This is a genomic window from Mycobacterium sp. NGS45 (genome assembly GCF_059812645.1).
Map to the genome: position 1 here is coordinate 140,262 of NZ_JCALDB010000007.1, position 25,295 is coordinate 165,556.

Genomic DNA, 25,295 nt, shown 5'->3' on the forward strand with positions numbered 1-25,295 from the left:
GCTGGCGGGGCTGACCGTTGACGCCGCTCCCCTAGTGTGGGGCTCATGCAACCTCAGATCGTCACCGTCACCGGGGCGGCCGGCCAGATCGGCTACGCCGCACTGTTCCGGATCGCCGCGGGCGCCATGCTGGGCCACGACACTCCCGTCATCCTGCGCCTGCTCGAGCTGCCGGACGCGGTGCGCGCCGCCGAGGGCGTGGTGATGGAACTCGACGACGGCGCCTTCCCGCTGTTGGCCGGCACCGAAATTCATGCCGATCCGGTCAAGGCGTTCGACGGTGTGGACGTCGCGCTGCTGATCGGTGCCAAGCCGCGCAGCAAGGGCATGGAACGCGCCGACCTGCTCTCGGCCAACGCGCAGATCTTCGCCACGGCCGGCAAGGCGTTGAACGACGGCGCCGGCTCGGACGTTCGGGTGCTGGTGGTGGGCAACCCGGCCAACACCAACGCCATGGTGGCTGCCGCGCACGCCCCCGACATTCCGGCCGAGCGGTTCACCGCGCTGACCCGGCTGGACCACAACCGGGCGGTGGCCGCGCTGGCCCGGCATGCCAAGGTGCCGGTCACCGAGATCTCCAAGATGACCATCTGGGGCAACCACTCGCCCACCCAGTACCCGGACATCTTCCACGCTGTGGTCGCCGGGCGTTCCGGTGCGGACTACGCCGCCGACACGCACTGGCTCACCGACGACTTCATCCCCACCGTGGCCCGCCGGGGCACCGCGATCATCGAGGCGCGCGGGGCGTCGTCGGCGGCCTCGGCGGCCAACGGCGCGATCGACCACATCGACGACTGGGTGCACGGCACGCCGTCAGGCGACTGGACCTCGGTGGCGCTGCCGTCGCCTGGGGTGTACGGCGTCGACGAGGGGCTGGTGTGTTCGTTCCCGTGCCGCTCGGTCGGCGGGCGCTGGGAGATCGTCGAGGGCTTGGACATCAATCCGTTCTCGCGCAGTCGCATCGACGCCTCGGTGGCCGAACTGCGGGCCGAACGTGACGCGGTCGCCGCGCTGGGACTGCTCTAGCCGCTGGCCGTTGGTCGTTGGCCCGTTGGCCGTTGGCCGCTGGCCCGTTGGCCGCTGGCCCGTTGGCCGCCTGGCACTTATGCCGAGGATCCTGGCTCGATAGTGACTGCAATCCTCGGCGTTGTGCCATTTCTTTCTGCCCGGCATGACCGATTTCGGTGCTAGGCGCGGGCCCGACCTCAGGGTTGCCGGCGGGCGTGAGACCTACGCAGTGGCAGCCGTGATGTAGGTGGCGAGGCCGAGCCCAACACCGTGGCTGTGAATTCGTCGGCCGGCGGCGAATTCACAGCCATGGTGTTGGACTGGCCCATAGCAATCCAGAGAGAACACACCAACTCCCCGATCTGGCCGGATCGACCACGCTCCGGCCGTTGCGCAGTCGCCGTCCCGCGCGCGATCCGGCCTAACGTTGATCGATGTCGTGGCCGCCGGCGAGGTCGGCGCAGTCCACGGCGACGACGTCGTCGCGGTTTTCGAGGAAGGTGCGGGCACCTAGGTCGCCGCGTGCTGTAGCGCTGACTTGCTGCCAATGGCGGCGGGCGATGACCACCGGGTGGCCGGGGCGGGCACCGAACGTGGCGCGGGCCAGGCCGGTCTGGGTGGCGGCCTGCAGGACTCGGGCGACGACGTCGGCGCCGACATCGGGGGTGTCGACCACATGCAGCACCGCGTAATCAGCGTCGGTGCCATCGGCGGCCCGCAGTCCGGCCTTCAGCGAGGCGGACATCCCCTGCTGCCAGTCCTCGGCGAGGATCGCTCTGGCGGGGGCCGGGACCGGCGGGCGCGCGGCCCCCAACACCACGACGACGTCGTCGCAGCCGCCCTCGCTCAGCGCTGCGACGGCTTTGGCCAGCCAATCACCGTCTTCAGCAAGAACTTTCGGCTGTCCATAGCGGGTCCCGGCGCCGGCCGCCAGCAGGATGCCGATCGCCCGCGCCCGCGCCGAGGACCCATGGTGCCGGATGGCCCCGGACGCGGCATCGGAGACATGCTCGGCGGCGGGCCTATTCGAGGCGTTCACGCAGCTTGCCCAGCGCGCCGGCCAGTAGCCGCGAGACGTGCATCTGCGATACCCCAACTCGTTCGGCGATCTGGGTCTGCGTCATCGACTCGAAGAACCGCAGCACCACCACGGTGCGTTCGCGTTCGGACAGCGTCTGCAGCAGCGGACGCAGCGCTTCCCGGTTCTCGATCTGGTCCAGCGCGGTGTCGATGTCGCCGAGCTTGTCGACGATCGCCGGAGCGTCCTCGTCGCCGCTGCCGCCGCTGTCGATCGACAGCGTGTTGTAGGAGCTGCCGGCCACTAGGCCCTCGACCACCTCTTCGCGGTCGAGTTCGAGTTCGGCGGCCAACTCGCTGGCGGTCGGGGCGCGACCCAGCCGCTGCGACAACTCAGCGGTCGCGGTCCCCAGCCGCAGATGCAGTTCCTTGAGCCGACGCGGCACCTTCACCGACCAGCTGTTGTCCCGGAAGTGCCGACGAACCTCGCCCATGATCGTCGGCACCGCGAAAGACACGAAGTCCGAGCCGGTTTCGACGTCGTAGCGGATCACCGCATTGACCAGGCCGACACGCGCGACCTGAACCAGGTCATCGCGGGACTCGCCGCGGCCGTCGAACCGGCGGGCGATGTGATCGGCCAGCGGCAGGCAGCGCTCCACGATGGTGTCCCGGTGTCGCTGAAACGCCGCCGAGCCCTCCTCGAGCTGCGCCAGCTCCCGAAACATATCGGGGACGTCGGCGTACTCCGAAGTCGAGCGTGACCGTGACGCGCGGGGGCTCACCGGGCGGAACTCGCTCGTCTCGTCAACATCGAGATCCCCGCCCCCGAGCCGGCTCCGTCGGCATCCTCGAAGGTGTGTACGTCGTCGGTCAGCGAGGTCAGCACATGCCAGCTGAAGCTGCCCTCGGGGATCAGTTCGGCGCCTTCGGCCAGCCCGGTGGTGGCAACGTCGACGACGATCTCGTCGTCGCGCGGGTCGAGCACCACGACCAAGGTGGCCTCGGGCGAGGAGGATCGGATCAGTCGGGTACAGGCCTCATCGACGGCCAGCCGCAGGTCGGCGACGGCGTCGAGGTCGAGGTCTTCGAAGGTGCCGACGCAGCCGATCATGGTGCGCAGCACAGCGAGGTTTTCCAACTGCGCGGCAATGCGGATCTCGATGGAACGCGGACCCTGCGGGCCCACGCGGCGTGCGCCTCCGTTGTTCGACATGTGCTGGCCTCCCGGCGATATCGGACTGAGGTTACCCCAGCGACGGCCCGCGTCAGCCACGCAAGCACCCGAGCCATAGCGCATTGATATCGCAACCTGTCGTCGATGAGATCATGGTGAGGTCCGGATACCCACCGATTGTCAATGGTCAAACCTTGGCCGGCGACAGGTGTTTCAGCTCACTGCGAGGAGGCAACCCGATGTCCGTGCCCCACGATGCCGTGTTTCCCGATGACGTGCCCGAGGCCGACGCCGTCGACCAGCGGTTGAACGGCGACGACGACCACGAGGGCACCGACCCCGCCTCGCCCGCCCCGATGGAGGCCGATCCTGCCGACTGGCAGGACCAGCAGGTGATCGTGGACCTGCCCGACCCCGACGAAGCACGCTAGATCCCAGGTGCCTGCCGCTGTTCAGGTGCCCACCGCTGTTCGCTCTTCCGTCTCCGTCCCGCTCTTCGGGTGCCTACCGCTATTCGCTCTTCCGTCTCCGTCCCGCTCTTCAGGCCCGTAGAGCGGGAAGGAGATGGTAGAGCGAAACCGCTGAGCTACGAGTGGGCTAGTTGAGAACGGGGCCGGCCATCGCCGGGAAGCCCATGGTCAGGGTGATCAGCATGACCATCATCAAGAACCAGCCCGCGCCCTGCCAGCCCCACCAGGTGCCGCGGGTCTTCCAGACCCGGTAGGTCCGCCAGAACGCGGTGGCGCCGAAGATGAACAGCACCACCGGAGCAGCGGCACCTAAAGCCAGGCGCGCCGGTGTGCCGCACATCGCGGTGTCGGTGGCCTCGCCGCAGCTGCTCACCAGCCACGCGGCGATGATCAGGACCCCGACGCCGATGATGGTGCCGATCAGACCGAAGCGAATGGCCGCGCGGGTGTAGCTGTCCTCACGACCTAGATTGTCTCCGCCGGGACGAGGTGCTTCGGGCTCGGTCATGACTGCCATTGTCCCCGGGTTGCCGAAACGACGCCAACCTGCCCGGTGGAATGCAGTTTCGCTGGGCCTCGCGGTGTCAGACGCTGCCGCAATCGCTCGCGTGTGAGCTCGGGCGCCGGCGCGACTCGCCGGCCCAGGTCAGATACCGCGTTTGGAGTCCTTGACCGCGGCCACCGCCGCCTCATCGCCGTCGTACTCGACGCGAACTTCCTTGCGGCCGAACGCGAATAGGATCAACTCCCCGGCATCACCGGTCACCGTGACCGCAGGGCCCGAACCCGTGGTCAGCACGTCGGTGCCGTCGGGCAGCCGCAACGTCAACCGGGCGGGCACCTTGCCGACCATCATCTTGCCCTGCAACTTCAACGGCCGCAGCAGCGCAGCCGAGGTCGCATCATCGAGCGGGCGCGGCTGCCAACCGGGTTGGGCTCGTCGGACGTCTTCGTTGTGGACGAACATTTCGACCGGGTTGGCGACGGCGTCGATCAGCTTGAACGGCGAGTACAGCGGTGGACCGTCGGCGACCTTGTCCACCAGCTCGGCGTACGACCTCTCGGCGGCCATCCGGTCTTGCACCTTGGCGGTGTAGTCGGCGAACCGCGCGATCGCGATGCCCGCACTGGCGTCGGGTCGGTATTCGCGCAGCACCAGATGTGCAGTCAGATCGCGCACGGTCCAGCCTTCACACAGGGTGGGCGCGTCGGGGTCAGCCGAGCGCAAGGTGGTCACCAGAGCGGCGCGTTCTCGTTTGGCCACGGTCATGTCTTCACGATAGATGTCGGTGGCCGGCTCTACGATCTCGAGCGTGTCCCGGGTGAAGTGGTTCTTGGCGCTGGGAACCGTCGCTGGGGTGGCCGGCTACGCCTACGGCGGCGGGCCGTGGTGGAGTCTGGCGGCCGGCATCGGCGCGCCGACGCTGGTGTCGATGACGCCGGCATTCCTACGGGGACTGCGGACGCCGAGTCGACGCGAACTGCTGCACCTCTCGAAGGCGGAGATGTCCGGCACCGAATTCGAAGACCACATCGCGCAGGTGGTGCGCAGCAGTGGGTTGCCGGTGATGACCACGGCGCTGTCCGGCGATTTCGGGGTCGACCTGATCGCGGGACGACGGCCCAATCGTCTTGCCATTCAATGCAAGCGGCAGGCCCGGCCGGTCGGCCCCGGCGCCGTGCAAGAGGTGGTGGCCGGCGCGGCCATGCACGACTGCGCCCACACCATGGTGGTGTCCAACCAGACGTTCACCCCGGCCGCGCACCGCCTTGCCGAGCGACACGGCTGCCTGCTGGTCGGCGGGTCGGACCTGGCTCAGTTGCGGCGCATCTTGCGGCGTAGTGCCGCGCAAGCTGCGCAGTGAGGCGCAGTGCTACCCAAGCTGCATTGAGTGCGAATCGTGGTAGCGACTTACCCGCAAAACGCCTACCTGGACGCTAAATGAATGCGGAAGGTAACGCAGAAGGTAACGCATCACCCACTGCGCGCACCGCGATGTCGAGCTCGGACCGGGACACCGTCAGTGGCGGGCGGAAGCGCACGCTGTCCACACCACTGGCCAACATGATCACGCCGCGATCCCACAGCCGGCGCAGCAGTTCGTCGCGCTGCTGGCCGTCCGGCAGGCTGAACGCACACATCAACCCTCGTCCGCGCACGTCGCGCACCAAATCCGGATGCGCCCGGGCCAGCTCACCCAGCCGGCCCAGCAGATACTCGCCCTGCTGGGCGGCATTGTCGAAAAGCCCCTCGGAGGCAATGACTTCCAGGATCCGCCGGGACCGCACCATGTCGACCAGGTTGCCGCCCCAGGTGGAGTTCAGCCGGGAACCGACCTCGAAGACGTTGTCGGGAACCTCGTCGACCCGCCGGCCGGCCATCAGCCCGCACACCTGAGTCTTCTTGCCGAATGCCACCACGTCCGGGGTAACGCCCAACTGGTGATAGGCCCACGCGGTACCGGTCAGCCCGCAGCCGGTCTGCACCTCGTCGAAGATCAACAGCGCGTCGAACTCGTCGCACAGTGCCCGCATCCCGGCGAAGAACGACGGCCGGAAGTGCCGGTCGCCACCTTCGCCCTGGATGGGTTCGGCGATGAAACACGCAATGTCATGCGGCCACGTCTCGAACGCCGTCCGCGCCGCCCGCAAGGCAGCAGCCTCCAGCGCATCCATGTCCACCCCGGGCCGCAGATACGGCGCCTCGATCCGCGGCCAGTCGAACTTCGGGAACCGCGCCACCTTGGCCGGGTCGGTGTTGGTCAGTGACATGGTGTAGCCGCTGCGCCCATGGAACGCGCCGGTCAAATGCAATACGCGAGTGCCTAATTCGGCGCCGAGTCCGCGGGATTGGTTGAGCCGACTCTTCCAGTCAAACGCCACCTTCAGTGCGTTCTCGACGGCCAGCGCTCCCCCGTCGACGAAGAACAGATGCGGCAGCGCCGGATCCCCGAGCACCTGGGCGAACGTCTCGACGAAGCGGGCCATCGGCACGCTGTAGACGTCGGAGTTGCTGGGCTTGTTCACCGCCGCCGAGGCCAGCTCCTCGCGGAACGACGTCGACGTCAGCGCCGGATGGTTCATCCCCAATGCCGAGGAGGCAAAGAAGGTGAACATGTCCAAATACCGTCGGCCGTCGCGCGCATCGACCAAACAGATCCCCTGCGAGCGCTCCAGGTCGAGCACAAAGTCCATCCCGTCGGTCAGCATCCGGCGGCTCAGTACGTCGCGAACATCTCGGGGCAGGACCTGAATGGGCCCAAAGTCCCTCGCATTCGAAATAGATGACGACATAAGTCACAGTCTATCGAAATTTTTCCTACATAACCGGCTAGGGAACGAGGATTTTTCAGGGACCAATGCGGCAGGTAAACCACCCAGCTGTTGGCTAACCTCACCTAAGTAGGAACTGTCCTACACGTCAAAGACGGGGGCGATGGCAATGGGTGAGAGTGCACCGTCCGGTGCCGGTACCGGAAGCTTCGGCAAACTGCCCGACCTCGCGGTCGGCACCTCGGCCCGCATCGCCGCCATCGGCGACGCCGCCCCGGACCACGTCGCGTTGCGCCTGCGGCACTTGGGTTTTCGCGCCGGCAACGAAGTGCAGGCGCTGCGGGTAGCACCACTCGGCGATCCGACGGTGTACCGCATCCTGGGCTACGAGATGTGTTTGCGCCGGCACGAGGCCCGGCACATCTTCGTTGAGGGTGCCGAATGAGCGCGCCGGCCTGCCACGGCGTCGGCGCCGTCGACGCCCCGGAAGGACAGGTCCGGATCGCGCTGGTCGGCAGCCCGAACGCCGGCAAGACCAGCGTCTTCAACCAGCTCACCGGCATTCGCGCACGCACCGGCAACTACCCGGGCGTCACCGTCAGCCGCAGCGTCGGCACCGGTAAGCACACCTGCCAGCACTGCGGCACGGTCAAGTTCACCGTCGAGGATCTGCCCGGCAGCTACAGCCTGCACCCGGTCAGCCCTGACGAGCAGGTGGTCGCCGATCTGCTGCACGGTGACATGGAAGGCATCTCCCCGCCGGACGCGCTGGCCGTCGTCGTCGACGCCACCGTGCTGGAACGTTCGCTGTCGTTGGTGGCCCAGGTGATCGCGCTGGACAAACCGACCATGGTGATCCTGACCATGACCGACGAGTTGGCCCACCGCGGCGGCCGGGTCGACACCGAGAAGCTCTCGGCCGCACTCGGGGTGCCGGTCGTCGGTGTGGTCGGCAGCCGCGGCAAGGGCTTCGAACCGCTGCGCGAACTGATGGCCGCACCGCACAACTGGCCGCGGGTACCGATTCCGCCGCCTCGCGACGACAACGAGTTCAACAGTTGGATCTCCTCGGTGCTGCGCGCCGCGGAGTACCGGGCACCCGAGGCCGACAAACGCTCGGCAATGATCGATCGCGTTCTGCTGCACCCGATCTGGGGCACGCTGATCTTCATCACGGTGATGTTCCTGTTCTTCCAGGTGATCTTCACGCTGGCCGCACCGTTGCAGGGCCTGATCGAGGAGTTCTTCGGCTGGCTGTCCGGTCTGGTCAGCGACAACATCACCAACGAAACGATCTCCGGGCTGTTGGGCGGCGGCATCATCGGCGGTGTCGGCGCGGTGCTGGTGTTCATCCCGCAGATCGTGTTGATGTTCCTGCTGATATCGCTGCTGGAACAGATCGGCTACATGGCCCGCGCGGCGTTTTTGGTGGACCGGATCATGGCCACCACCGGGCTGGAAGGCCGGGCGTTCGTGGCGATGCTGTCCTCGGTGGCCTGCGCGGTGCCGGGCATCATGGCCACCCGCACGCTGCCGTCGTCGCGGGACCGGATCGCGACCATCATGGCCGCACCACTGATGACCTGCTCGGCCCGACTTCCGGTCTACATTCTGCTGATCGGTCTGCTGATCGACCCGTCCTCGCGCTGGGGCCCGGTGTCCACCCAGGGTCTGGCGATGTTCGGGCTCTACCTGCTCGGCGGGATCGGCGCGATGTCCACGGCCTGGCTGTTCAAGAAGGTCGTGCTCGGTGGCGACATGCTGCCGTTCTACATGGAGTTGCCGCCGTACCGGTTCCCGTCGGTCAGGTCGGTGTTCCTGTCCATGTGGGATTCGGCCAAGGCGTTCCTGCGCAAGGCCGGCACCGTGATCCTGGCCGCCTCGATCGTCCTGTGGTTCCTGCTGAACCTGCCGGCGCGCGCGGCTGAGACCGCGGGCATGGAGCCCGACGAAGCCGCCTCGTTCGTGGTGGACAACTCCTACGCCGCGAGCCTGGGCAAGTTCCTGCAGCCGCTGTTCGACCCGCTGGGCTTCGACTGGCGGATCTGCGTCGGCCTGATCGGCGCGCTGGCCGCCCGCGAGGTGTTCGTCGCGACCATGGGTCAGATCTTCGCCGCGGGTGATCCGGAGAACCCGATCGACGCGGTGCGCACCGCGACCTGGCTGTCCGGCCCGGACGCCGGCCAGACGCTGTTCACCGCACCGACGCTGGTGGCGTTGCTGATCTTCTTCGCATTCGCGTTGCTGTGCATGTCGACGGTGGCGACCATCTGGCGCGAGACCAACACCTGGCGCTGGCCCATCGTGGCCTGGGTGTACATGTTCGCGCTGGCCTGGGTGGGCGGTGTGGCCGGCCGCTACATCACGATGTGGTTGACCGGATGAGTGCGCTCGCGCAGCTGCACCCGGAGACCACGGCCGATCCGATGACGCTGCGGTGGGTGGCCGACACCGGCACGCTCACCGAGCCGACGGCCGAGATGTCGGGTCTGCTGGCCGACGGCACCCTGGTCGATCTGGTCATCTCCCCCGGCGAGATCCGCACCCGGCTGGCCGACGGGCGCAGCTGGGTCCGCGACGGCCAGCGCGTGAGAACTGTTCTGTTCCAGGCACTTTCATCTCTGGACCGCGGTACCTTGCTGGAGCAGATCGGCGCGGTGCTGCGCCGCGAGGTGGCACCGTACGTCGACTCGCACGGCGGCGACATCACGGTGCAGTCGCTGAGCGACGACGGCACCCTGGTCGTACATCTCGGTGGCACCTGCGGGAAGTGCTCGCTGCGCACCGCGACGTTGCGCAATCTGGTGGCCAAGGCCGTGCAGGACCGGTTCCCGGAAGTGCGCACGGTTCAGGCGACCCGGGCTTGAACCGGGCCGTGCGGGGACCAGTCGACGGTGTCCGGAGCCGGGCCGAATATGAGCTGACACTTGCCTACATTGGGCCGCTGACCTGCTCAGCTCGGACCGGGACACGCGCGGGCGTGGATAGACTGAACCCGCATCCTTAGAGAGGTGGCGATGGGTCTGTTCAGCGCACCGCTGCGAGTTGCTCGTGCCGTCACCGGCGCCGCGCTCGTCACCGGTGAATCAGCCGTCGGGATCGGCCGAGCGGTCGGCGAGGCAGTGGTCGGCAGCGCGACGTCCGCGGCGGCCGGTGCGCTGGCCGACACCCTGGCTGCCACCCAGTCGGTGGCCGGCGTGATCGCCGAAGCCGCCGGCGCCACCCCCGCCCGCCGCTACAGTTCGGCCGGCGCATCCCGCTGGGTCGAGGTGCGCGGATTGGACACCGGCGGAAAAGCATTGGCCGACACCGTGATCAGCGCGCTGCGTGATGTTCCCGGGGTCGACACCGTGCACATCAACGGGCCCACCGCGCGCGCGGTCATCACGGTGGGGCCCGGCGGGCCCACCGCCGAGGCACTGGCGCACGTGGTGGCCACCGCCGAGGCCGGCCTGCGTGACCCGAAGGCCGGTGCGGTCCGGGAACGCGCCCACTCGCTGCCCGGCGACGACGCCGTGCTGGCCAGCCGGATGGCTGCCACCGCGGTGTCCTCGGCCGGCTTCGGCGCGGCGTTCGTCGGCAGCCTGTTGCCGGTGCGCGGGTTGCCGAAGCTGTTGACCGTGCCGCTGTCGATCGCCGATCACCATCCCGCGGTGCGCCGCCGGATCGAAGAGGTACTCGGCGTGGACGGGGCCGATCTGGCGTTCGCCGGTGTGGGCGCCGCGGTCGCGACGCTGTCGGCCTCGCCGGCCACGTTGTTGTCGGGCACCATGACCCGCGCCATGCTGGCCGCCGAAGCGCTCAACGGTCGGGTGGCCTGGCGGGCCGCGGAAGCCAAACTCACCGAACTGGCCGCCAAGTCCGGTGACGTGCTGACCGCGCGCAACGGCAACCAGGGCGTGCACGCCAAGACCGGGGCCCGCTACGCCGAGACGTCGATGGGCGTCGGGTTGGGTGCGGCCGCCCTGCTGGCGTTGTTCAACCGCAACGAGACCGCGGCGACGGCCGCAGCGGCCACCCAGGTCGCCACCCCGCGCGCCATCCGCACGGTGCGCGAATCGTTCGCCATCGGCATCGGCCGCGGCCTGCACAACCACGGCTGCCTGGTGTTGCACCCGCAGACGCTGCGCTGGCTGGCCGAAGTCGACACCATCGTCGTCGACCCGCGCATCCTGTTCACCTACCAACTGACCGTCAGCCGGGTCCGCGGCGTGGACAACGGGCAGCGCTCGAACACCTGGCAAGCCGCCGTCGCCGCACTCGACGACGGCCTGTTCGCACCGGGCTGGAACTCGATGGCCGGACTGCCCGGCAAGCACAGCGGCGAGGGCGAAGCGCTGATCTCGTCGGTGCGTGACACCCGCGCGGCGGCGCTGCTGACCGAGGCCCGCAACGCCAAAGCCCGCGTCATCTCGATTGCCGACGACGGATTGCATTCGCTGCGACAGGCTTTCGACGAACTGCGGGAGCCCGGCGACTCACTGGATGACACGCTGGCCGAGATCGTCGCCGAATTGCGCAGCCACGGCTCCACCGTGCTGCTGCTGGCCCAAAGCGGTGAGACCGCCGCGCTGGAGGCCGACGTCGCCGTCGGCGTCGTGCGCGACGGCGATGCCCCACCGTGGGGTTCGGACATCCTGGTGCCCAACTTGGGGGCCGCCTGGCGGGTGCTGCGCACCCTGCCGGCCGCCCGCGAGGCCGCCCGCAAGGGGGTGGCGATGTCGGCGGGAAGCTCGGTGCTGGGTGCGTTGATGCTGATCCCGACCGTGCCCGGCAGCGGACCGGCCTCGGTGGACCTGACCGCCACCGCCGGGCTGTGGTCCGGATTCAACCTGGGCCGCAAGGTTTTCGACGAGGAGCTGCCGGCGCCGGAGCCCGGCCACGACTGGTATGCGCTGCCGGTCGAGGAAGTGGTGCGGTTGCTGGCGCAGTCGGACGAGGATGACAACGGCGCCAACGGTGCGGTCGCCGCCCTGGCTGCGCTGGCCGAAACCCCGCCGGCCCAGCGGATCAGTTCGGCGCTGGATGCGGTGCGCGACTACGTCAACACCATCCGCGAGGAGTTCTCCGATCCGATCACCCCCATCCTGGCCACCGGCGCCGCGGCCAGTGCGCTGCTGGGTTCGCCGTTGGATGCGGTGATGGTGGGTTCGGTGCTGGTGGTCAACTCGGCGATCGGCGCGTATCAGACCGTGCACGCCGAGCGTGTGCTGGGCCGACTGCTGGCCGTGCAGGAACCGCCGGCGCGCCGGGTGATCGGCGACTGGGAGCACCCCGAGCGCAGCGAATCGGTGCCGTCCCGGCAGCTGCGGCCCGGCGACGTCATCGAGGTGCGCTCCGGCGAGGTGGTGCCCGCCGATGCCCGACTGGTGTATGTCGACGGCGTCGAGGTCGACGAATCCGCACTGACCGGTGAGTCGCTGCCGGTGAGCAAGGACACCGAGGCCACGCCGGGCGTCACGCTGGCCGACCGCACCGGAATGATCTATGCCGGAAGCACTTTGGTGGCCGGCCGGGCCGTGGCGATGGTCACCGCGCCGGGTGCCGCCAGCGCGGCGCGACGTGCGATGGCGATGTCGCCGGTGAAGTCCAGCGAGGTCGGTCTGGCCGCGCAGTTGCAGAAGATCACCCGGCGCGCGTTGCCGTGGAGTTTGGCCGGCGGTGGGCTGGTCGGGGTGTTGAGCCTGCTGCGCGGCACCCCGATCCACGAGGCCGCCTCCGGCACGGTGTCGATCGCGGTGGCTGCGGTGCCCGAGGGTCTGCCGCTGGTGGTGACGCTGGCGCAGTCGGCGTCGGCGCGCCGGCTGACCGGGTCCTCGGTGCTGATCCGCAACCCGAAGGCCATCGAGGCGTTCGCGCGTCTGGACGTGGTGTGCTTCGACAAGACCGGCACGCTGAGCCAGAACCAACTGCGGGTGATCTCGGTGCGCAGCATCACCGGCGTCACCGAGGCCGACGTCATCGGTGCGGCCGTGCAGACCATGGTGATCGACGAGACCGGCCGCGCCACGCACGCCACCGATCAGGCGATCCGCGAGTACGCCGACGAGATCGGTGTCGTTCCGGTGCCCTTCGACGCGTTCCTGCCGTTCCAGTCCGACCGGCCGTTCGCCGCGGCGCTGATCGGCAACCGGCTGGTGGTCAAGGGCGCACCGGAGAAGCTCGGCCCGGCCGTCAAGGGCACCCGCGCCCAGATGACCCGTCGCCGTAAGGCATTGGCGGAGATGGCCGCCGACGGTCTGCGGGTGTTGGCGGTGGCCGAACGCACCGTCACCGACGCCGAGGCTCGCCGGGCAGCCGCCGATCCGATCGAGTTCGCCAAGCTGTGCACTGCGAACCTGTCGCCGCTGGGGTTGCTCGGGATGGCCGACACCCCGCGTGCCGGGTCACGGCCGCTGTTGGAGGAGTTGCAGCGCCGCGGCATCGGCGTCCGGTTGATCACCGGCGACCATCCGCTGACCGCAGCGGTGATCGCCAACCAGTTGGGCCTGCCGGTCAGCACCGAGGAGGTGTTGACAGGCACCGAATGGGACGCGATGACCGCACCGCAACGCCAGCAGGCCGCGCAGCGCTACCTGGTGTTCGCCCGGATGGCACCCGAGCACAAGGTCGAGGTGGTGCAGGCGCTGGAGACCGCCGGGCTGGTGACCGCGATGGTCGGCGACGGCGCCAACGACGCCGCCGCGATCCGGGCGTCATCGGTGGGTGTCGGTGTGGTGTCGGCCGGCTCCGACCCGGCCCGGATGGCTGCTGACGTGATGCTGCTCGACGGCCAGATCGGCGCACTGGTGCAGGCCTTGGACGAGGGCGAGCAGCTGTGGCGACGAGTGCACTCAGCGGTGTCGATGCTGTTGGGCCACAACGTCGGTGAGGTCAGCTTCGGGTTGATCTCGAGCGCGCTGACCGGCCGACCGGCTCTGAACGCCCGGCAGATGCTGCTGGTGAACATGTTGACCGATGCGCTGCCGGCCGCGGCGGTGGCGGTCAGCCAGCAGCTCGAGACCGACGAGGAAGTCCGGCACGACGAGGCCGCGATCTGGCGTGCGGTCGCCGCACGTGGCGTGTTCACCACGCTGGGTGGCACGTTGGCCTGGGCGATGGCGCTGCCGGTGGGGTCACCGGCGCGCGCGTCGACGGTCGGTTTGATCGGTTTGGTGCTCAGCCAGATGATGCAGACACTGTCGGATTCGCATGACCCGTTGGTGGTGACCACCAATGTCGGGACGGTCGCGATGATGGCCGGGATCATCAGCACGCCGGGTGTCAGTCAGTTGTTCGGCTGCACTCCGGTGGGCCCGGTGGGGTGGGCGCAGGCGATCGGTGCTGCCGTCGCGGCAGGCGCTGTTTCGCAGCTGGTGCCCTCGCTCATCGACCGGATGGCCGAGGATTTGGAGGAGTCAGTCGTCGATGGAGAGAATGCCGACACGGACCAGGACGGCGTAGAAGTGCTCGACCGCCGGGGTCAACAACCGGGCCCCGGACTTGACCAGGGTGTCGGTGTCGATGTTGCGCATGACGTCGCTCACAACAGGGAGCCTAAGCCCTAGCGCGCCTTGAGGCAAGGGTTACCTAACTTTGAATGGGAAATGAAATGTTGGATACCACTCGCGAGTACGTTTCGACGCACAACGACCTGTCCAAGCTGGTGCGCGATGCCCGCAGGTTCTCGGTGAACCTGCCGGTTATCGGCAAGGTGGGCGTTCCGCCGCCGGATCAGCTGGCCTTCTATGGCGTGTTGGTGCTGCTCGGCGTCACCGAGTTGATCCCCTGGCCGGTGGCGCTGGGCCTGGGCGTCGGGCATGCGTTGGCCACCCGGCACGCCACCGACGCCGCGACCGAAGCTGCCGAAGAGGCCGCCGAGGAAGCCGTGGAAGAGGCCGTCGAAGAAGCGCTGGCCGAGCTGAACGTTTCGGCAGCTGCGAAAAAGGCGCCGGTCAAGAAGGCACCGGTCAAGAAGGCACCGGCGGCCAAGCCGGCCGCAAAGAAGGCGCCGGCCAAGAAGACTGCGGCCAAGCGGACGCCGACGAAGACGGCTGCGAAGAAGGCGCCGGCCAAGAAGGCACCGGCGGCCAAGCCGGCCGCAAAGAAGGCGCCGGCCAAGAAGACTGCGGCCAAGCGGACGCCGACGAAGACGGCTGCGAAGAAGGCGCCGGCCAAGTCCCCCACCAAGAAGACGGCCGCCAAGACCGTCGCAAAGAAAGCCCCGGCCAAGCGGGCTGCGACAAAGCGGGCCCCGGCGAAGAAGGCCTGAATCCCCCGGGCCCACCAGCCCTGAAACTTTCGGGGCCCAGGGCAGGGCCGTTCGATTTTCTTGCTAGGACCCCGACCGTCTTCAGGGCTGCGATTTCGCCGTCCCCCTACCTGGTGGCAACCCTGAGGTAGGGCGCAGTGTCGGGGCCTACCTCAGGGCTGCCGCTTTGTCGGGGTCGACAGAAATCGCAGCCATGGCGTTGGGCGCAGCCAGAGCTTTGAAAACAGGATTGCGGCGCACCTCGACACCCGAGCCACACCCCGCCCGGAGGCTGGAACCTACGCCGTCAGTTCCGACGCCCGGCCCGGCCTTCGGAGCCTATGCCGTCAAAGCCACGCTCTACCGGAATTATTCCGGCACAGAGCGTCTGTCATCGAAGAATGTCTGTAGGATGATCGTGCTGCGGGTCTGCACGTTGGCCGCGGTACGGATCCGTTGGAGCAGCCCCTCCAGCGCCCGCGCCGAGGCCACCCGGACCAGCAGCACATAGCTGTTCTCACCGGCGACCGACGAGCACGATTCGATTTCGGCTATCCCCTCCAAGCGAGCGGGGGCATCATCGGGTTGGGAGGGATCCAGAGGAGTGATCGCGACGAACGCCGAAAGTTGTTGGCCCACCAGGTCGGGATTGATTCGCACGGTGTACCCGGTGATCACGCCGCGCGATTCCAGCCGCCGCACCCGCGACTGCACCGCCGACACCGACAACCCGGCCGTGGCCGCCAGGTGCGCCAGCGTCGCTCGACCATCGGCGATCAATTCTCGGAGTAGGACCCGGTCGATGCCGTCGAGTTCGTCGGAGACCACCGCCGGAGACTATCGCAGGACGGGCGCGTGGTGAGCGAGTCGCGCATGATCCCCAGCCGCGACTTGCGCGCCCGCTTCGCGCATGCCCTGTCCCGGATGTACGGCGCCGAAGTCCCCGCCTACACCACCCTGGTGCAAGTCAGCGCCCAGGTGAATGCCGATTACGTCGCGGCGAATCCCGGCGCCGAGCGGCTGGGCAGCCTGCAGCGGGTCACCGCCGAACGGCACGGTGCAATCCGGGTCGGCAGCGCCACCGAACTGGCCGCGGTCGCCGACCTGTTCGGCGCGTTCGGCATGTACCCGGTCGGCTACTACGATCTGCGCGACGCCACTTCCGCGCTGCCGGTCATCTCCACAGCGTTTCGGCCCACCGACGATGACGAGTTGGCGCACAACCCATTTCGGGTGTTCACCTCGATGCTGACCACCGCCGATCCGCGGTTCTTCAGCCCGGATCTGCGCGCCCGCGTCGAGCGCTTCCTGGCGCAACGCAGCCTGTTCGACCCGGCGTTGATCGCGCAGGCCCGCCAGATCGGCACCGACGGGGGCTGCCCGGCCGGGGCGGCCGAGGAGTTCGTCGACCGGGCCGTGGCGGCCTTCGCGCTGTCCCGGACCCCGATCGACCGGGCCTGGTACGACGAGTTGTCCGCGGTCTCGGCGCTGGCCGCCGACATCGCCGGGGTGAGCACCACACACATCAACCACCTGACCCCGCGGGTACTCGACATCGATGACCTGTACGCCCGGATGACCCGGCGCGGCATCGAGATGATCGACGCCATCCAGGGCCCACCGCGTACGGCCGGACCGGCAGTGTTGTTGCGCCAGACCTCATTTCGGGCACTGGCCGAACCGCGTCGGTTCCGGGAACCGGACGGCACGGTGCGCGACGGCACCCTGCGGGTGCGGTTCGGCGAGGTGGAGGCCCGAGGTGTCGCGCTGACACCCAAAGGCCGGCAACGCTATGACCAGGCGATGAGCCAGCCCGATCCGGCCGCGGTCTGGCAGGACTATTTTCCAGCCACCGACGCCGATATGGCCCGTGAACAGCTGGCCTATTACCGCAGCGGCGACCCGGCCAAACCCGTCGTCTACGAGGATTTCCTGCCCGCCTCGGCGGCTGGGATCTTCCATTCCAACCTCGACTCGGCGGCCCAGATGACCGACGCCGACGACGTCGGCGGCTATTCACAATCCTGGCTGGCGGCCGCGCTCAACCGGGACATCGCCGACCCCTACGCCCTCTACCAGAAAGCGGCATCATGACCACCATGGATACCGTCACCGTCACCGCCGACCAACTGCGCGCCCGCGCCCGGGCTGCACTCGAGGCCGTCGGCGCCAACGTCGCGCTGGGTGAGCCCGGCGGTCATGGTCTGCCCGCCAGCACGCCGATCACCGGGGATGTGCTGTTCACCGTTCCCGAGACCGACGTCACCGCGACGCAGCAGGCGATAGCACAAGCAGCCGAAGCATTTTCGACCTGGCGGAGCACTCCGGCGCCGGTACGCGGTGCGCTGGTGGGCCGGCTCGGTGAGCTGCTGATCGAGCACAAGAACGAGCTGGCGACGTTGGTGACGGTGGAGGCCGGCAAGATCACGTCCGAGGCACTGGGCGAAGTGCAGGAGATGATCGACATCTGCCAGTTCGCCGTCGGACTGTCTCGGCAACTGTACGGCCGCACCATCGCCTCCGAGCGGCCCGGGCACCGGCTGATGGAGACCTGGCATCCGCTCGGCGTGGTCGGCGTGATCACGGCGTTCAACTTCCCGGTCGCGGTGTGGGCGTGGAACACCGCGGTCGCGCTGGTGTGCGGCGACACCGTGGTGTGGAAGCCCTCGGAGATCACGCCGCTGACCGCGCTCGGCTGTCAGGCGCTGCTGCAGCGCGCGGCCGACGACGTCGGCGCCCCTGCCGCGGTCGGCCGGCTGGTGCTGGGCGGACGCGAGGTGGGCGAAGCCCTGGTCGATGACACCCGGGTCGCCTTGGTGTCAGCGACCGGCTCGGTGCGGATGGGCCGTGCGGTCGGTCCGCGGGTGGCCCGCCGGTTCGGCCGGGTGCTGCTCGAACTGGGCGGCAACAACGCGGCGATCGTGACGCCGTCGGCCGACCTGGATCTGGCCGTGCGCGGCATCGTGTTCTCCGCGGCCGGTACCGCCGGGCAACGCTGTACTACGTTGCGGCGCTTGATCGTCCACCACTCGGTAGCCGATGAGGTGGTGGCTCGGGTGCGCAGCGCCTACGCGAGTCTGCCGATCGGTGATCCGGCCGCGGCCGGGACGCTGGTGGGCCCGCTGATCCACGAGACCGCCTACCGCGACATGGTGGGCGCGCTGGAACAGGCCCGCGCCGACGGCGGCGAGGTGTTCGGTGGGCAGCGCCGCGACATCGGCGACGAGAGTGCGTTTTACGTCGAACCGGCGATCGTGCGGATGGGCGAGCAGACCGCCGTCGTGCACACCGAAACCTTCGCGCCCATTCTCTACGTGCTGACCTACGACACCCTCGACGAAGCAATCGCATTGAACAACGCAGTGCCGCAAGGTCTTTCCTCGGCGATCTTCACCACCGACGTCCGGGAGGCCGAGCGCTTCCTGGCCGCCGACGGGTCGGACTGCGGGATCGCCAACGTGAACATCGGCACGTCGGGCGCCGAGATCGGCGGGGCGTTCGGCGGCGAGAAGGACACCGGCGGCGGCCGCGAATCCGGCTCGGACGCTTGGAAGGCCTACATGCGTCGGGCCACCAATACGGTCAACTACTCGTCGGAGCTCCCGCTGGCCCAGGGCGTGCAGTTCTCCTAGCGATTTCGGTGCGTTTGCGGGCGCTGACGACCCGCAAACGCACCGAAATCACTCCTCGGTCGGCGTGGCCCCGGTGCCGCCGCAGCGCGCCCGGAAGTCCTTGCTGGGCTGCCGGATCGCCTGCAGCTCGGCCCGCACCTGCGGGTTGGCGTCGAGGTATTCGATCGCCTTGGTCTTCTTCTCCTCCATCGACAAGTCCTTCAGGTCGGTGAAGAAGTAGTTGACGTCCGGATGAGTGTGCAGATACACCGACGTCGCGGTGGCCACGTTGGCCATCACGCCGGCCAGGTCGGCCGAGGTGCAACCGGGTGGATCGTCGGCCAGCGCCGGGATCGAGGACAAGCCGAGCAGGGCCGACGCACCGATGACGGTGACGGCGGCGCGGCGCAGGATGGTGAGGTTGGCCATTGATTGCTCCTTCAAAGTCTGTCGTGTCATCAACGCCGCGGACCGATGCCCGGTCGGTTTCCAGGTCGGCCCGGCAGTCCGGGGTCCCATCCCGGTCCGGGATCGACGATCACGTCGAGATCCCAATCGTCGCAATACCAGTCGTATTCGCAGGGGTAGGGCACCACCGGACCGGAACCACTGGGTCCGTCGCCGGTATCGGGTCCCCGCACATCGCCCTGCGAACAAATCGTCGTGCCGTTCGCGCTGGTGCACTCCGCGAACGCCGGCGCCGCAAATCCCAAACCCGATGCCACCATGGCGGGTCCGACGAGCAAATACACCCACCGCATCATATGACTCCTCGTGCATCGCCCCGAAATTACGCACCTACCAAATAGTAGATCCGACTGAGCGGCTCCGCGTGATTACGAAGTCCCCGCCCCACCAAGAATTGGCTCGCTCACTGTAGAGACCGGCAACCCCGGCGACATCCCCCGGATCGGGGGAAATTCCTGCGATCGGGGCGGTTGGCTGGGATTCTGGTGACAGGTGTGCGGTAGCGTCCGTGCTCACCTGGGGTCGAGGCCTGCGGCGATACCCCTAGAGTCGCCAATTCGCCTTGATCCCAGGCCCATTCGCCTCACAGCGACGGATGGGGGCGCGTGAGCAGAGGGGAATCGAATGTCACGACATACTGAGCAGCCCGGGTCCGCCCCGGCGGCTCTCGCCATCCCTCCGGAGGGCTACTTCGAGCTCGAACGCGGCCGCTACGGACCGGTCTACCCGCGCACCCCGGCCTGCTACGGCTTCTCGATCATCGCCAAGGTCAAGGAAGGACGCGAGGCCGCGATCCGGGCCTACGGCAAGCAGATCGAGGAGGCCGTCGCGGCCACTCCCGACGTCCTGGCCCCGCTACGGCTGCACTACCTGCGTTGGCAGCTGTTCGACGTCGGCTCCGGTCTGCACTTCCAATACCAGGGCATCTTCGACACCGACTTCGACAAGTACACCGAGGACGCGGTGCAGTTGTTCAGCCAGACCGGGATCACCACGGTGTTCACCAATCTCGAGGGCTTCCCCGAGGATTGGCAGACCAACCCCGAGGCGTTCATCCGGTTCGTCCGCGAGCACCAATGCCCGAGCTTCCTGGAATACGGCGAGTACCCGTATGTCACCGCCGACGAGATCAAGAAGGCGCTGCGCCTGAAGTCCGCGTTCTCGGACATGCTCGATCAAATGCAATGACGCTCGAACTCGACGACATCCAGCACATCCTGGTCACCCGCACACCGGCGCTGACCGGACGCTACGAGTTCCTGTCGTTCGACACCGTCGCTGCCGGACGGGCCTGGCTGACCGAGATGCTCGACGTGGTGCAGTCAGCCACCGCAGCCCGCGCCACCCTGGACGACTCCGAGCGCTGGGTCACCTTGGCGTTCACCTGGACCGGGCTACGCGCTCTCGGTGTGCCCGACGCGCATCTCGCGACGTTCCCGGCCGAGTTCCGCGAAGGCATGGCAGCGCGCGCCGACATCCTCGGGGACACCGGCGCCAACGCACCGCAGCACTGGGTCGACGGTCTGGCCGGCGACGACGTGCACGCCATCGCCATCCTGTTCGCCCGCACCGAGGCCGAACACCGACGCTGCATCGGCGAGCACGACGCGCTGTTGGCCCGCTGCCCGGGCGTGCGGAGCATCTCCCACCTCGATCTCAACGCGAACCCGCCGTTCGACTATGCGCACGACCATTTCGGTTTCCGGGACCGGCTCTCCCAGCCCGTCATGAAGGGGTCCGGTGAAGAGCCCACCCCCGGCTCGGGCAACGCGCTCGAGCCCGGCGAGTTCGTGCTCGGCTATCCCGACGAGGACGGCCCGGCCACCGGCCAACCGGAGCCCGAGATCCTGTCCCGTAACGGCAGCTTCATGGCCTACCGCCGGTTGCGCGAGCACGTCGGCGAATTCCGCTCCTATCTGGCCGACAACGCCGAGACCCCGCAGGAACAGGAACTGCTGGCGGCCAAGTTCATGGGCCGCTGGCGCAGTGGCGCTCCGCTGGTGCTGGCGCCGACCGCCGATGACCCCGAACTGGGTGCAGACCCGCAGCGCAACAACGACTTCGACTACGGACAGATGGATCCACTGGGCTACGCCTGCCCGCTGGGATCCCATGCACGGCGGCTCAACCCGCGCGACACCGCGCACAACATGAACCGGCGCAGAATGATTCGGCGCGGCGCCACCTACGGACCGGCATTGCCCGACGGCGCCCCGGAAGACGGCGTCGACCGCGGCATCGCGGCGTTCATCATCTGCGCCAGCCTGATCCGACAGTTCGAGTTCGCCCAGAACGTCTGGATCAACGACAAGACGTTCCATGAACTGAGCAACGAGCACGACCCGATCTGCGGCAGCCAGGACGGCAGCCTGGACTTCACCGTGCCCAAACGTCCGATCCGCAAGGTACACAAAGGCATCCCGGCCTTCACCACACTGACCGGAGGCGCGTACTTCTTCCTGCCCGGGATCAGGGCGCTGCACTACCTCGCAGGGCTGGAGGACTCATGACGACTCGGCCGGCACGCACCTACAACCAGGGCCACGTCCCGCGAGCCCGCGACGGGCGGCGTCGGATCAGCATCTACTGGACCTGGAGCTATCCCTGGGAAGCGCAACGTGATCCGGCCGCGATGGCCAACCGGTTCTCGACGCTGACCGAGGTGCGCAACGCGGTGTACCCGGCCTATGAGACACCGGAGTTCGACGCCGCGAACTTCCTGCAGGGCATTGCCGGGACCCTCGAGCTGTTCCATCGGTCCACCTTGGCGTTCCAGGACCTGGCCGGTGAGTTGACCGGGCATCCGGTCGCGGTGTTCCAGCGCGTCGATCAGGCCGGCTACCACCAGCCGATCGACGAGCGGGTGCTCGACGACGTCGACACCCTGATGGTGTTCGGCCTGGACCACCTCGGTTCCGGATTGCAGCCCAGCGCAGCCGAAGTCGAGGCGCTCACCGCATGGCTGCGCCGGGACGGAACCTGTCTGGTGCTGGCTCCGCACCACGATGTCGGCTTCACCGACGATCTGGCCCAGCGTCAGGTCGAGTACGAACACCACGGCGACCCGCTGGTGCCCCGGCAACAGCGCTTCAGTCACTACACCCGGGCATTGATGCAAGCGCTGAACGTGCCCGTCCACAATGTCTGGGGGTTGCGGCCGGCCGTCGTCACCGGCACCCGCGACATTGCACCGCTGACCCGGTTCCCGGATCTGGACGGGCCAGGCCTGCTCACCGGCGTGCCGACGCTGAGCTTCCATCAGCATCTGCCGCACTATGAGCTCACCGTGCCCGAAAGCGACGCCGTGCGGGTGCTGGCCCGTCAGCCCGTCGATCCGCACCGCCCGCACCCGTTCACCGCGGCCGGCCACACCGAGTTCAACGCCGTGGTCTGGATGCCGCCCGCCGGTGAGCGCGTCGGTGACATCGTCGTCGTCGATTCCACGCATTTCACCACGCTGTTCGGTGGCACCGACAGTCTGCGCAACCTGTGGCGCAACCTCGCCACTTGGTGATTTCGGTGCGTTTGGGTGCGGTGACCGCCCCTAAACGCACCGAAATCGCGACGACGGCTGGGTAGGCTGCCCTCATGGACGCCAAGGCACCTCACGAGCAGTCCGGGCTGCGGGGCTGGCTGAACGGTCGGCATTGGAAGGGCACCCGGGCCGTGGTCTGGGTGGCCTGGATCGTGACGATCCTGCTGCTGGCAGTGTGCCTCTATACCGTGCTGCAACTCGAGCACACCGTGCTGGCATTCTCGTTCTGAGGACCCGACACCCGAGCTACCGCGGGATCAGTCCGATTCGCTTGCCCTCGGCAACCGCAGCGGTGCGCGAGGACACCCCGAACTTGCGGTAGATCGAGGCGGTCTGGCTCTTGGCCGTCTCCCGTCCGATCATCAGCGCATCGGCGATTCGCTGCAGCGACAGGTGCGTCGCCAGATACGGCAGCAGCCTCAGTTCGGCTGCCGACAACGGTCTTTGGCCGGTATTGGCCATCGCCCGGACCCGCTCGATGCGCTGCGCCAGCGCCCGGGCGTCCGGTTCGCGTCGGGCGGCGCGATCGGCGGCGTCCAGATGCTCGCTCAGCAGGTCCTCGTCGCGCAGCACCGCAGCGGTCCACGCCAACAACCCGTGGCCCAACAGAGCAGTGCGAGCGGCCAAGAAGCCCAGCCCGCCCAGCAGCCGCTCGGTGATCGCCACTGCGGCCCGAGCGCGGTCTTCGTCGCCGGACCGTGCCGCGAGCACCGCGCTGGTGGCGTACACCACCACCATCGGCACCAGATCGCACAGGTCGTGCTCGTCGGCGATGGCCCGCGCGCTGGCACTGCGTTGCCGCGCACCGGCGTCGTCGCCCTCGGCGAGGTCGAGCAGCGCCAGATGCGCCAGCGCTGCAGCATGAAAACCCGGCAGATTCGTCGTGGCCGGTAAGGCGGATTCCAATGCCGCCCGCGCCACCCGCGGCTCACCGCGCATGGCGGCGGCTGCGCCGTACATCACCGTGGCCGCACCCCACCAGCGGTTCACGGTGTAGTTGCCGGCCGCACGCACCTGCTCCGCACTGTGCGCCACATCGCGTAGTCCGCGCACTCCGACCAACGAATTGACCAGCGCAACAGCCACTTTCACCGAGGGCGTGCCGTCGGCGAGCGGCTGACCGCGGTCGGCTCGGGTGGCGGCCAACAGCGATCGCTGGATCAATGCGGCGTCGCCGGCGGTCACCCCCAGCCAGGCGTTCGCGATCGCCGCGTCCGGGTACTCGGCCAGGGTCCGGTCATCCAGCATGGCGATGCGCCGGGCCAATACGCCGGCCCGGCCGTCGAAACCGAGGACGACGGCCTCGGCGCCCACCAGCGCCGCCGCGCGCGCCCGGTCCCCGGCGGCGACGACCTGCTGCAGCGCCCCGTCGACGTCACCGGCTTCGGCCAGCGCGTCCGCGGCCCGCAACGACACCTCACGGAACCGCTCCGGATCGTCGTCCCGCAACCGGGCCCGCAGCAGGTCGCCGAACAGGTGGTGGTAGCGGTACCACCGCCGCTCGTCGTCCAGAGCCACCAGGAAACCGTTGACCGAGCGCAGAGCCCGATCCAGCATCAGCCGACTATCCGAACGGCCCAGGATGGTGTCGAGGCTGCGGGCGCAGAACCGGTCGAGGAGCGCGGACTCGGTCAGGAACTCGAGGGTGTCCGGGTCCAATCGCGCCAGCACCTCCTCGACCAGGTAGTCGGCCACCAGCCGGTTGCGCCCGGTGAAACCGACCGCCGCGGCACCGTCGCGCAGCGCCAAGGCCGCCAGCATCACACCGGCCGGCCAGCCCTCACAGCGTTCGACCACGGCGCGCACGGTGGGCTCGTCGGCGTCGCCGACGGCATGCAGCACCGCGGCGGCCTCTGGTTCGGAGAACTTCAGCTCAGCCGGGCCCAGTTCGGACACGTTGCGCTGCAAGCGACGTCGTGCCAGCTCCACCGGCGGCGTCGAACGGCCCAGCAGCACCACCGAGACCGAAGCCGGGAGGTGAGCGACGAAGGACTGCAGGGTATGCACCGCGTCTTCGGCGGTAAGGGTGTGGACGTCGTCCAGCACGATCACGACCTGCTGCTGCTCGAGCGCGCGAACCAGGGCCGGCACCAGTTGACTGACCGGGTCGCGACCCGCACCGCGCAGATAGCGCAGGGTGGCTGCGCCGATCGAGACCACCTGGTCCAGCGCGCTCGCCAGATGCAACACGAGATGCGCGGGATCGGCATCCAGGACGTCGAGACGCAGCCAGGCGAAGGGGCGGCCGTCGGCCTCGTCCCACAACTGCGCGGCGGTGGTCTTGCCGTAGCCGGCCGGTGCGGTGACGACGATCAGGTCACCGGGGGTGGTCGCAGTCAACCGGTGCAGCAATGCCGGTCGGCTCAGCACGAAGCCGGCTCTGGCCGGCGCCCCGATGGTGGCCGCGGGCACGCTCGGCCGCCAATCCCCCGCTACCACCAGCAAATCGTATTCCGGTCCGGGCCCCGCTGCCTACCCCACGGCGTCCGGCGCCGCAGTGTCG

The 25,295-nt window shown here is 68.4% G+C and carries 23 protein-coding genes; 14 read left to right on the forward strand and 9 right to left on the reverse strand.

The window, feature by feature from the left end; genetic code table 11:
* Positions 1–45: 45 nt before the first annotated feature.
* Positions 46–1,029 (forward strand): malate dehydrogenase, encoded by a 984-nt coding sequence (locus AC5Y3P_RS08800; protein WP_500045519.1) that lies wholly within the window; start codon positions 46–48, stop codon positions 1,027–1,029.
* A 403-nt stretch (positions 1,030–1,432) separates the two neighbouring features.
* Here AC5Y3P_RS08800 and AC5Y3P_RS08805 read toward each other — a convergent pair whose 3' ends face one another.
* The 3 genes from AC5Y3P_RS08805 to AC5Y3P_RS08815 are packed head-to-tail and all read right to left on the reverse strand — an operon-like array spanning position 1,433 to position 3,244.
* Positions 1,433–1,993, reverse strand: coding sequence for a nucleotidyltransferase family protein (locus AC5Y3P_RS08805; RefSeq protein ID WP_500045569.1), 561 nt, complete (start codon positions 1,991–1,993; stop codon positions 1,433–1,435).
* 40 nt (positions 1,994–2,033) lie between these two features.
* Positions 2,034–2,756 carry an RNA polymerase sigma factor SigF gene (locus tag AC5Y3P_RS08810; protein WP_500045520.1) on the reverse strand — a complete coding sequence of 241 codons (723 nt, stop codon included), beginning with the start codon at positions 2,754–2,756 and terminating at the stop codon, positions 2,034–2,036.
* Between the two features lie 53 nt (positions 2,757–2,809).
* Positions 2,810–3,244, reverse strand: a complete 435-nt coding sequence (locus AC5Y3P_RS08815; protein WP_500045521.1) for an ATP-binding protein — start codon at positions 3,242–3,244, stop codon at positions 2,810–2,812.
* Between the two features lie 200 nt (positions 3,245–3,444).
* Here AC5Y3P_RS08815 and AC5Y3P_RS08820 point away from each other — a divergent pair, with 200 nt between their 5' ends.
* Positions 3,445–3,636 carry an Rv3202a family protein gene (locus AC5Y3P_RS08820; RefSeq protein WP_500045522.1) on the forward strand — a complete coding sequence of 64 codons (192 nt, stop codon included), beginning with the start codon at positions 3,445–3,447 and terminating at the stop codon, positions 3,634–3,636.
* 166 nt (positions 3,637–3,802) lie between these two features.
* Here AC5Y3P_RS08820 and AC5Y3P_RS08825 read toward each other — a convergent pair whose 3' ends face one another.
* Positions 3,803–4,183 carry a hypothetical protein gene (locus AC5Y3P_RS08825; protein WP_500045523.1) on the reverse strand — a complete coding sequence of 127 codons (381 nt, stop codon included), beginning with the start codon at positions 4,181–4,183 and terminating at the stop codon, positions 3,803–3,805.
* 138 nt (positions 4,184–4,321) lie between these two features.
* Positions 4,322–4,945 carry a TIGR03085 family metal-binding protein gene (locus tag AC5Y3P_RS08830; protein ID WP_500045524.1) on the reverse strand — a complete coding sequence of 208 codons (624 nt, stop codon included), beginning with the start codon at positions 4,943–4,945 and terminating at the stop codon, positions 4,322–4,324.
* Between the two features lie 43 nt (positions 4,946–4,988).
* Between AC5Y3P_RS08830 and AC5Y3P_RS08835 the strand changes: the two genes are divergently transcribed.
* Positions 4,989–5,540: a restriction endonuclease gene (locus tag AC5Y3P_RS08835; protein ID WP_500045525.1), complete on the forward strand. Its 552-nt coding sequence runs from the start codon at positions 4,989–4,991 to the stop codon at positions 5,538–5,540.
* 73 nt (positions 5,541–5,613) lie between these two features.
* On the opposite strand, the gene lat is transcribed toward AC5Y3P_RS08835, so the two are convergent.
* On the reverse strand, positions 5,614–6,969 hold the full coding sequence (gene lat / locus AC5Y3P_RS08840) for an L-lysine 6-transaminase (RefSeq protein WP_500045526.1): 1,356 nt from the start codon (positions 6,967–6,969) through the stop codon (positions 5,614–5,616).
* 148 nt (positions 6,970–7,117) lie between these two features.
* Here lat and AC5Y3P_RS08845 point away from each other — a divergent pair, with 148 nt between their 5' ends.
* The 5 genes from AC5Y3P_RS08845 (at position 7,118) to AC5Y3P_RS08865 (ending at position 15,199) form a co-directional block, all read left to right on the forward strand.
* On the forward strand, positions 7,118–7,393 hold the full coding sequence (locus AC5Y3P_RS08845; RefSeq protein ID WP_500045527.1) for a FeoA family protein: 276 nt from the start codon (positions 7,118–7,120) through the stop codon (positions 7,391–7,393).
* The gene (feoB, locus tag AC5Y3P_RS08850; RefSeq protein WP_500045528.1) at positions 7,390–9,333 is read left to right on the forward strand and encodes a ferrous iron transport protein B; all 1,944 of its coding nucleotides are present in this window, start codon (positions 7,390–7,392) and stop codon (positions 9,331–9,333) included. Before AC5Y3P_RS08845 ends, feoB begins: the two co-directional genes overlap by 4 nt.
* Positions 9,330–9,815 (forward strand): NifU family protein, encoded by a 486-nt coding sequence (locus AC5Y3P_RS08855; RefSeq protein ID WP_500045529.1) that lies wholly within the window; start codon positions 9,330–9,332, stop codon positions 9,813–9,815. Before feoB ends, AC5Y3P_RS08855 begins: the two co-directional genes overlap by 4 nt.
* 150 nt (positions 9,816–9,965) lie before the next feature.
* Positions 9,966–14,495 carry a cation-translocating P-type ATPase gene (locus AC5Y3P_RS08860; protein WP_500045570.1) on the forward strand — a complete coding sequence of 1,510 codons (4,530 nt, stop codon included), beginning with the start codon at positions 9,966–9,968 and terminating at the stop codon, positions 14,493–14,495.
* A 44-nt stretch (positions 14,496–14,539) separates the two neighbouring features.
* Positions 14,540–15,199, forward strand: coding sequence for a hypothetical protein (locus tag AC5Y3P_RS08865; RefSeq protein WP_500045530.1), 660 nt, complete (start codon positions 14,540–14,542; stop codon positions 15,197–15,199).
* Between the two features lie 348 nt (positions 15,200–15,547).
* On the opposite strand, the gene AC5Y3P_RS08870 is transcribed toward AC5Y3P_RS08865, so the two are convergent.
* Positions 15,548–16,006, reverse strand: coding sequence for an Lrp/AsnC family transcriptional regulator (locus AC5Y3P_RS08870; protein ID WP_500045531.1), 459 nt, complete (start codon positions 16,004–16,006; stop codon positions 15,548–15,550).
* Positions 16,007–16,051: 45 nt separating this feature from the next.
* On the opposite strand from AC5Y3P_RS08870, the gene hglS reads away from it, so the two are divergent.
* Positions 16,052–17,272 (forward strand): 2-oxoadipate dioxygenase/decarboxylase, encoded by a 1,221-nt coding sequence (gene hglS / locus AC5Y3P_RS08875; protein ID WP_500045571.1) that lies wholly within the window; start codon positions 16,052–16,054, stop codon positions 17,270–17,272.
* Positions 17,269–18,810 carry an L-piperidine-6-carboxylate dehydrogenase gene (gene amaB, locus AC5Y3P_RS08880; protein WP_500045532.1) on the forward strand — a complete coding sequence of 514 codons (1,542 nt, stop codon included), beginning with the start codon at positions 17,269–17,271 and terminating at the stop codon, positions 18,808–18,810. Before hglS ends, amaB begins: the two co-directional genes overlap by 4 nt.
* Before the next feature lie 48 nt (positions 18,811–18,858).
* Here the strand turns inward: amaB and AC5Y3P_RS08885 are convergent, their stop codons facing one another.
* Positions 18,859–19,218: a heme-binding protein gene (locus AC5Y3P_RS08885; protein ID WP_500045533.1), complete on the reverse strand. Its 360-nt coding sequence runs from the start codon at positions 19,216–19,218 to the stop codon at positions 18,859–18,861.
* 663 nt (positions 19,219–19,881) lie between these two features.
* Here AC5Y3P_RS08885 and AC5Y3P_RS08890 point away from each other — a divergent pair.
* From AC5Y3P_RS08890 to AC5Y3P_RS08905, 4 genes are all read left to right on the forward strand, one after another.
* Positions 19,882–20,445 carry a hypothetical protein gene (locus tag AC5Y3P_RS08890; RefSeq protein WP_500045534.1) on the forward strand — a complete coding sequence of 188 codons (564 nt, stop codon included), beginning with the start codon at positions 19,882–19,884 and terminating at the stop codon, positions 20,443–20,445.
* The gene (locus tag AC5Y3P_RS08895) at positions 20,442–21,767 is read left to right on the forward strand and encodes a Dyp-type peroxidase (protein WP_500045535.1); all 1,326 of its coding nucleotides are present in this window, start codon (positions 20,442–20,444) and stop codon (positions 21,765–21,767) included. The genes AC5Y3P_RS08890 and AC5Y3P_RS08895 overlap by 4 nt, the downstream gene beginning before the upstream one ends.
* Positions 21,764–22,771, forward strand: coding sequence for a hypothetical protein (locus AC5Y3P_RS08900; protein ID WP_500045536.1), 1,008 nt, complete (start codon positions 21,764–21,766; stop codon positions 22,769–22,771). The genes AC5Y3P_RS08895 and AC5Y3P_RS08900 overlap by 4 nt, the downstream gene beginning before the upstream one ends.
* Before the next feature lie 74 nt (positions 22,772–22,845).
* A complete protein-coding gene (locus tag AC5Y3P_RS08905) occupies positions 22,846–23,022 on the forward strand; it encodes a hypothetical protein (protein ID WP_500045537.1) in 177 nt (58 codons plus the stop codon).
* Positions 23,023–23,038: 16 nt separating this feature from the next.
* On the opposite strand, the gene AC5Y3P_RS08910 is transcribed toward AC5Y3P_RS08905, so the two are convergent.
* Positions 23,039–25,231: a winged helix-turn-helix domain-containing protein gene (locus tag AC5Y3P_RS08910; protein ID WP_500045538.1), complete on the reverse strand. Its 2,193-nt coding sequence runs from the start codon at positions 25,229–25,231 to the stop codon at positions 23,039–23,041.
* Positions 25,232–25,295: the final 64 nt, after the last annotated feature.

Coding starts and splice junctions, on each gene's coding strand:
- AC5Y3P_RS08800 (WP_500045519.1), top strand. CDS start 46: ATGCAACCTCAGATCGTCACCGTCACCGGGGCGGCCGGCCAGATCGGC.
- AC5Y3P_RS08810 (WP_500045520.1), bottom strand. CDS start 2,756: ATGTTTCGGGAGCTGGCGCAGCTCGAGGAGGGCTCGGCGGCGTTTCAG.
- AC5Y3P_RS08815 (WP_500045521.1), bottom strand. CDS start 3,244: ATGTCGAACAACGGAGGCGCACGCCGCGTGGGCCCGCAGGGTCCGCGT.
- AC5Y3P_RS08820 (WP_500045522.1), top strand. CDS start 3,445: ATGTCCGTGCCCCACGATGCCGTGTTTCCCGATGACGTGCCCGAGGCC.
- AC5Y3P_RS08825 (WP_500045523.1), bottom strand. CDS start 4,183: ATGACCGAGCCCGAAGCACCTCGTCCCGGCGGAGACAATCTAGGTCGT.
- AC5Y3P_RS08830 (WP_500045524.1), bottom strand. CDS start 4,945: ATGACCGTGGCCAAACGAGAACGCGCCGCTCTGGTGACCACCTTGCGC.
- lat (WP_500045526.1), bottom strand. CDS start 6,969: ATGTCGTCATCTATTTCGAATGCGAGGGACTTTGGGCCCATTCAGGTC.
- AC5Y3P_RS08845 (WP_500045527.1), top strand. CDS start 7,118: ATGGGTGAGAGTGCACCGTCCGGTGCCGGTACCGGAAGCTTCGGCAAA.
- feoB (WP_500045528.1), top strand. CDS start 7,390: ATGAGCGCGCCGGCCTGCCACGGCGTCGGCGCCGTCGACGCCCCGGAA.
- AC5Y3P_RS08855 (WP_500045529.1), top strand. CDS start 9,330: ATGAGTGCGCTCGCGCAGCTGCACCCGGAGACCACGGCCGATCCGATG.
- AC5Y3P_RS08860 (WP_500045570.1), top strand. CDS start 9,966: ATGGGTCTGTTCAGCGCACCGCTGCGAGTTGCTCGTGCCGTCACCGGC.
- AC5Y3P_RS08865 (WP_500045530.1), top strand. CDS start 14,540: ATGTTGGATACCACTCGCGAGTACGTTTCGACGCACAACGACCTGTCC.
- hglS (WP_500045571.1), top strand. CDS start 16,052: ATGATCCCCAGCCGCGACTTGCGCGCCCGCTTCGCGCATGCCCTGTCC.
- amaB (WP_500045532.1), top strand. CDS start 17,269: ATGACCACCATGGATACCGTCACCGTCACCGCCGACCAACTGCGCGCC.
- AC5Y3P_RS08885 (WP_500045533.1), bottom strand. CDS start 19,218: ATGGCCAACCTCACCATCCTGCGCCGCGCCGCCGTCACCGTCATCGGT.
- AC5Y3P_RS08890 (WP_500045534.1), top strand. CDS start 19,882: ATGTCACGACATACTGAGCAGCCCGGGTCCGCCCCGGCGGCTCTCGCC.
- AC5Y3P_RS08895 (WP_500045535.1), top strand. CDS start 20,442: ATGACGCTCGAACTCGACGACATCCAGCACATCCTGGTCACCCGCACA.
- AC5Y3P_RS08900 (WP_500045536.1), top strand. CDS start 21,764: ATGACGACTCGGCCGGCACGCACCTACAACCAGGGCCACGTCCCGCGA.
- AC5Y3P_RS08905 (WP_500045537.1), top strand. CDS start 22,846: ATGGACGCCAAGGCACCTCACGAGCAGTCCGGGCTGCGGGGCTGGCTG.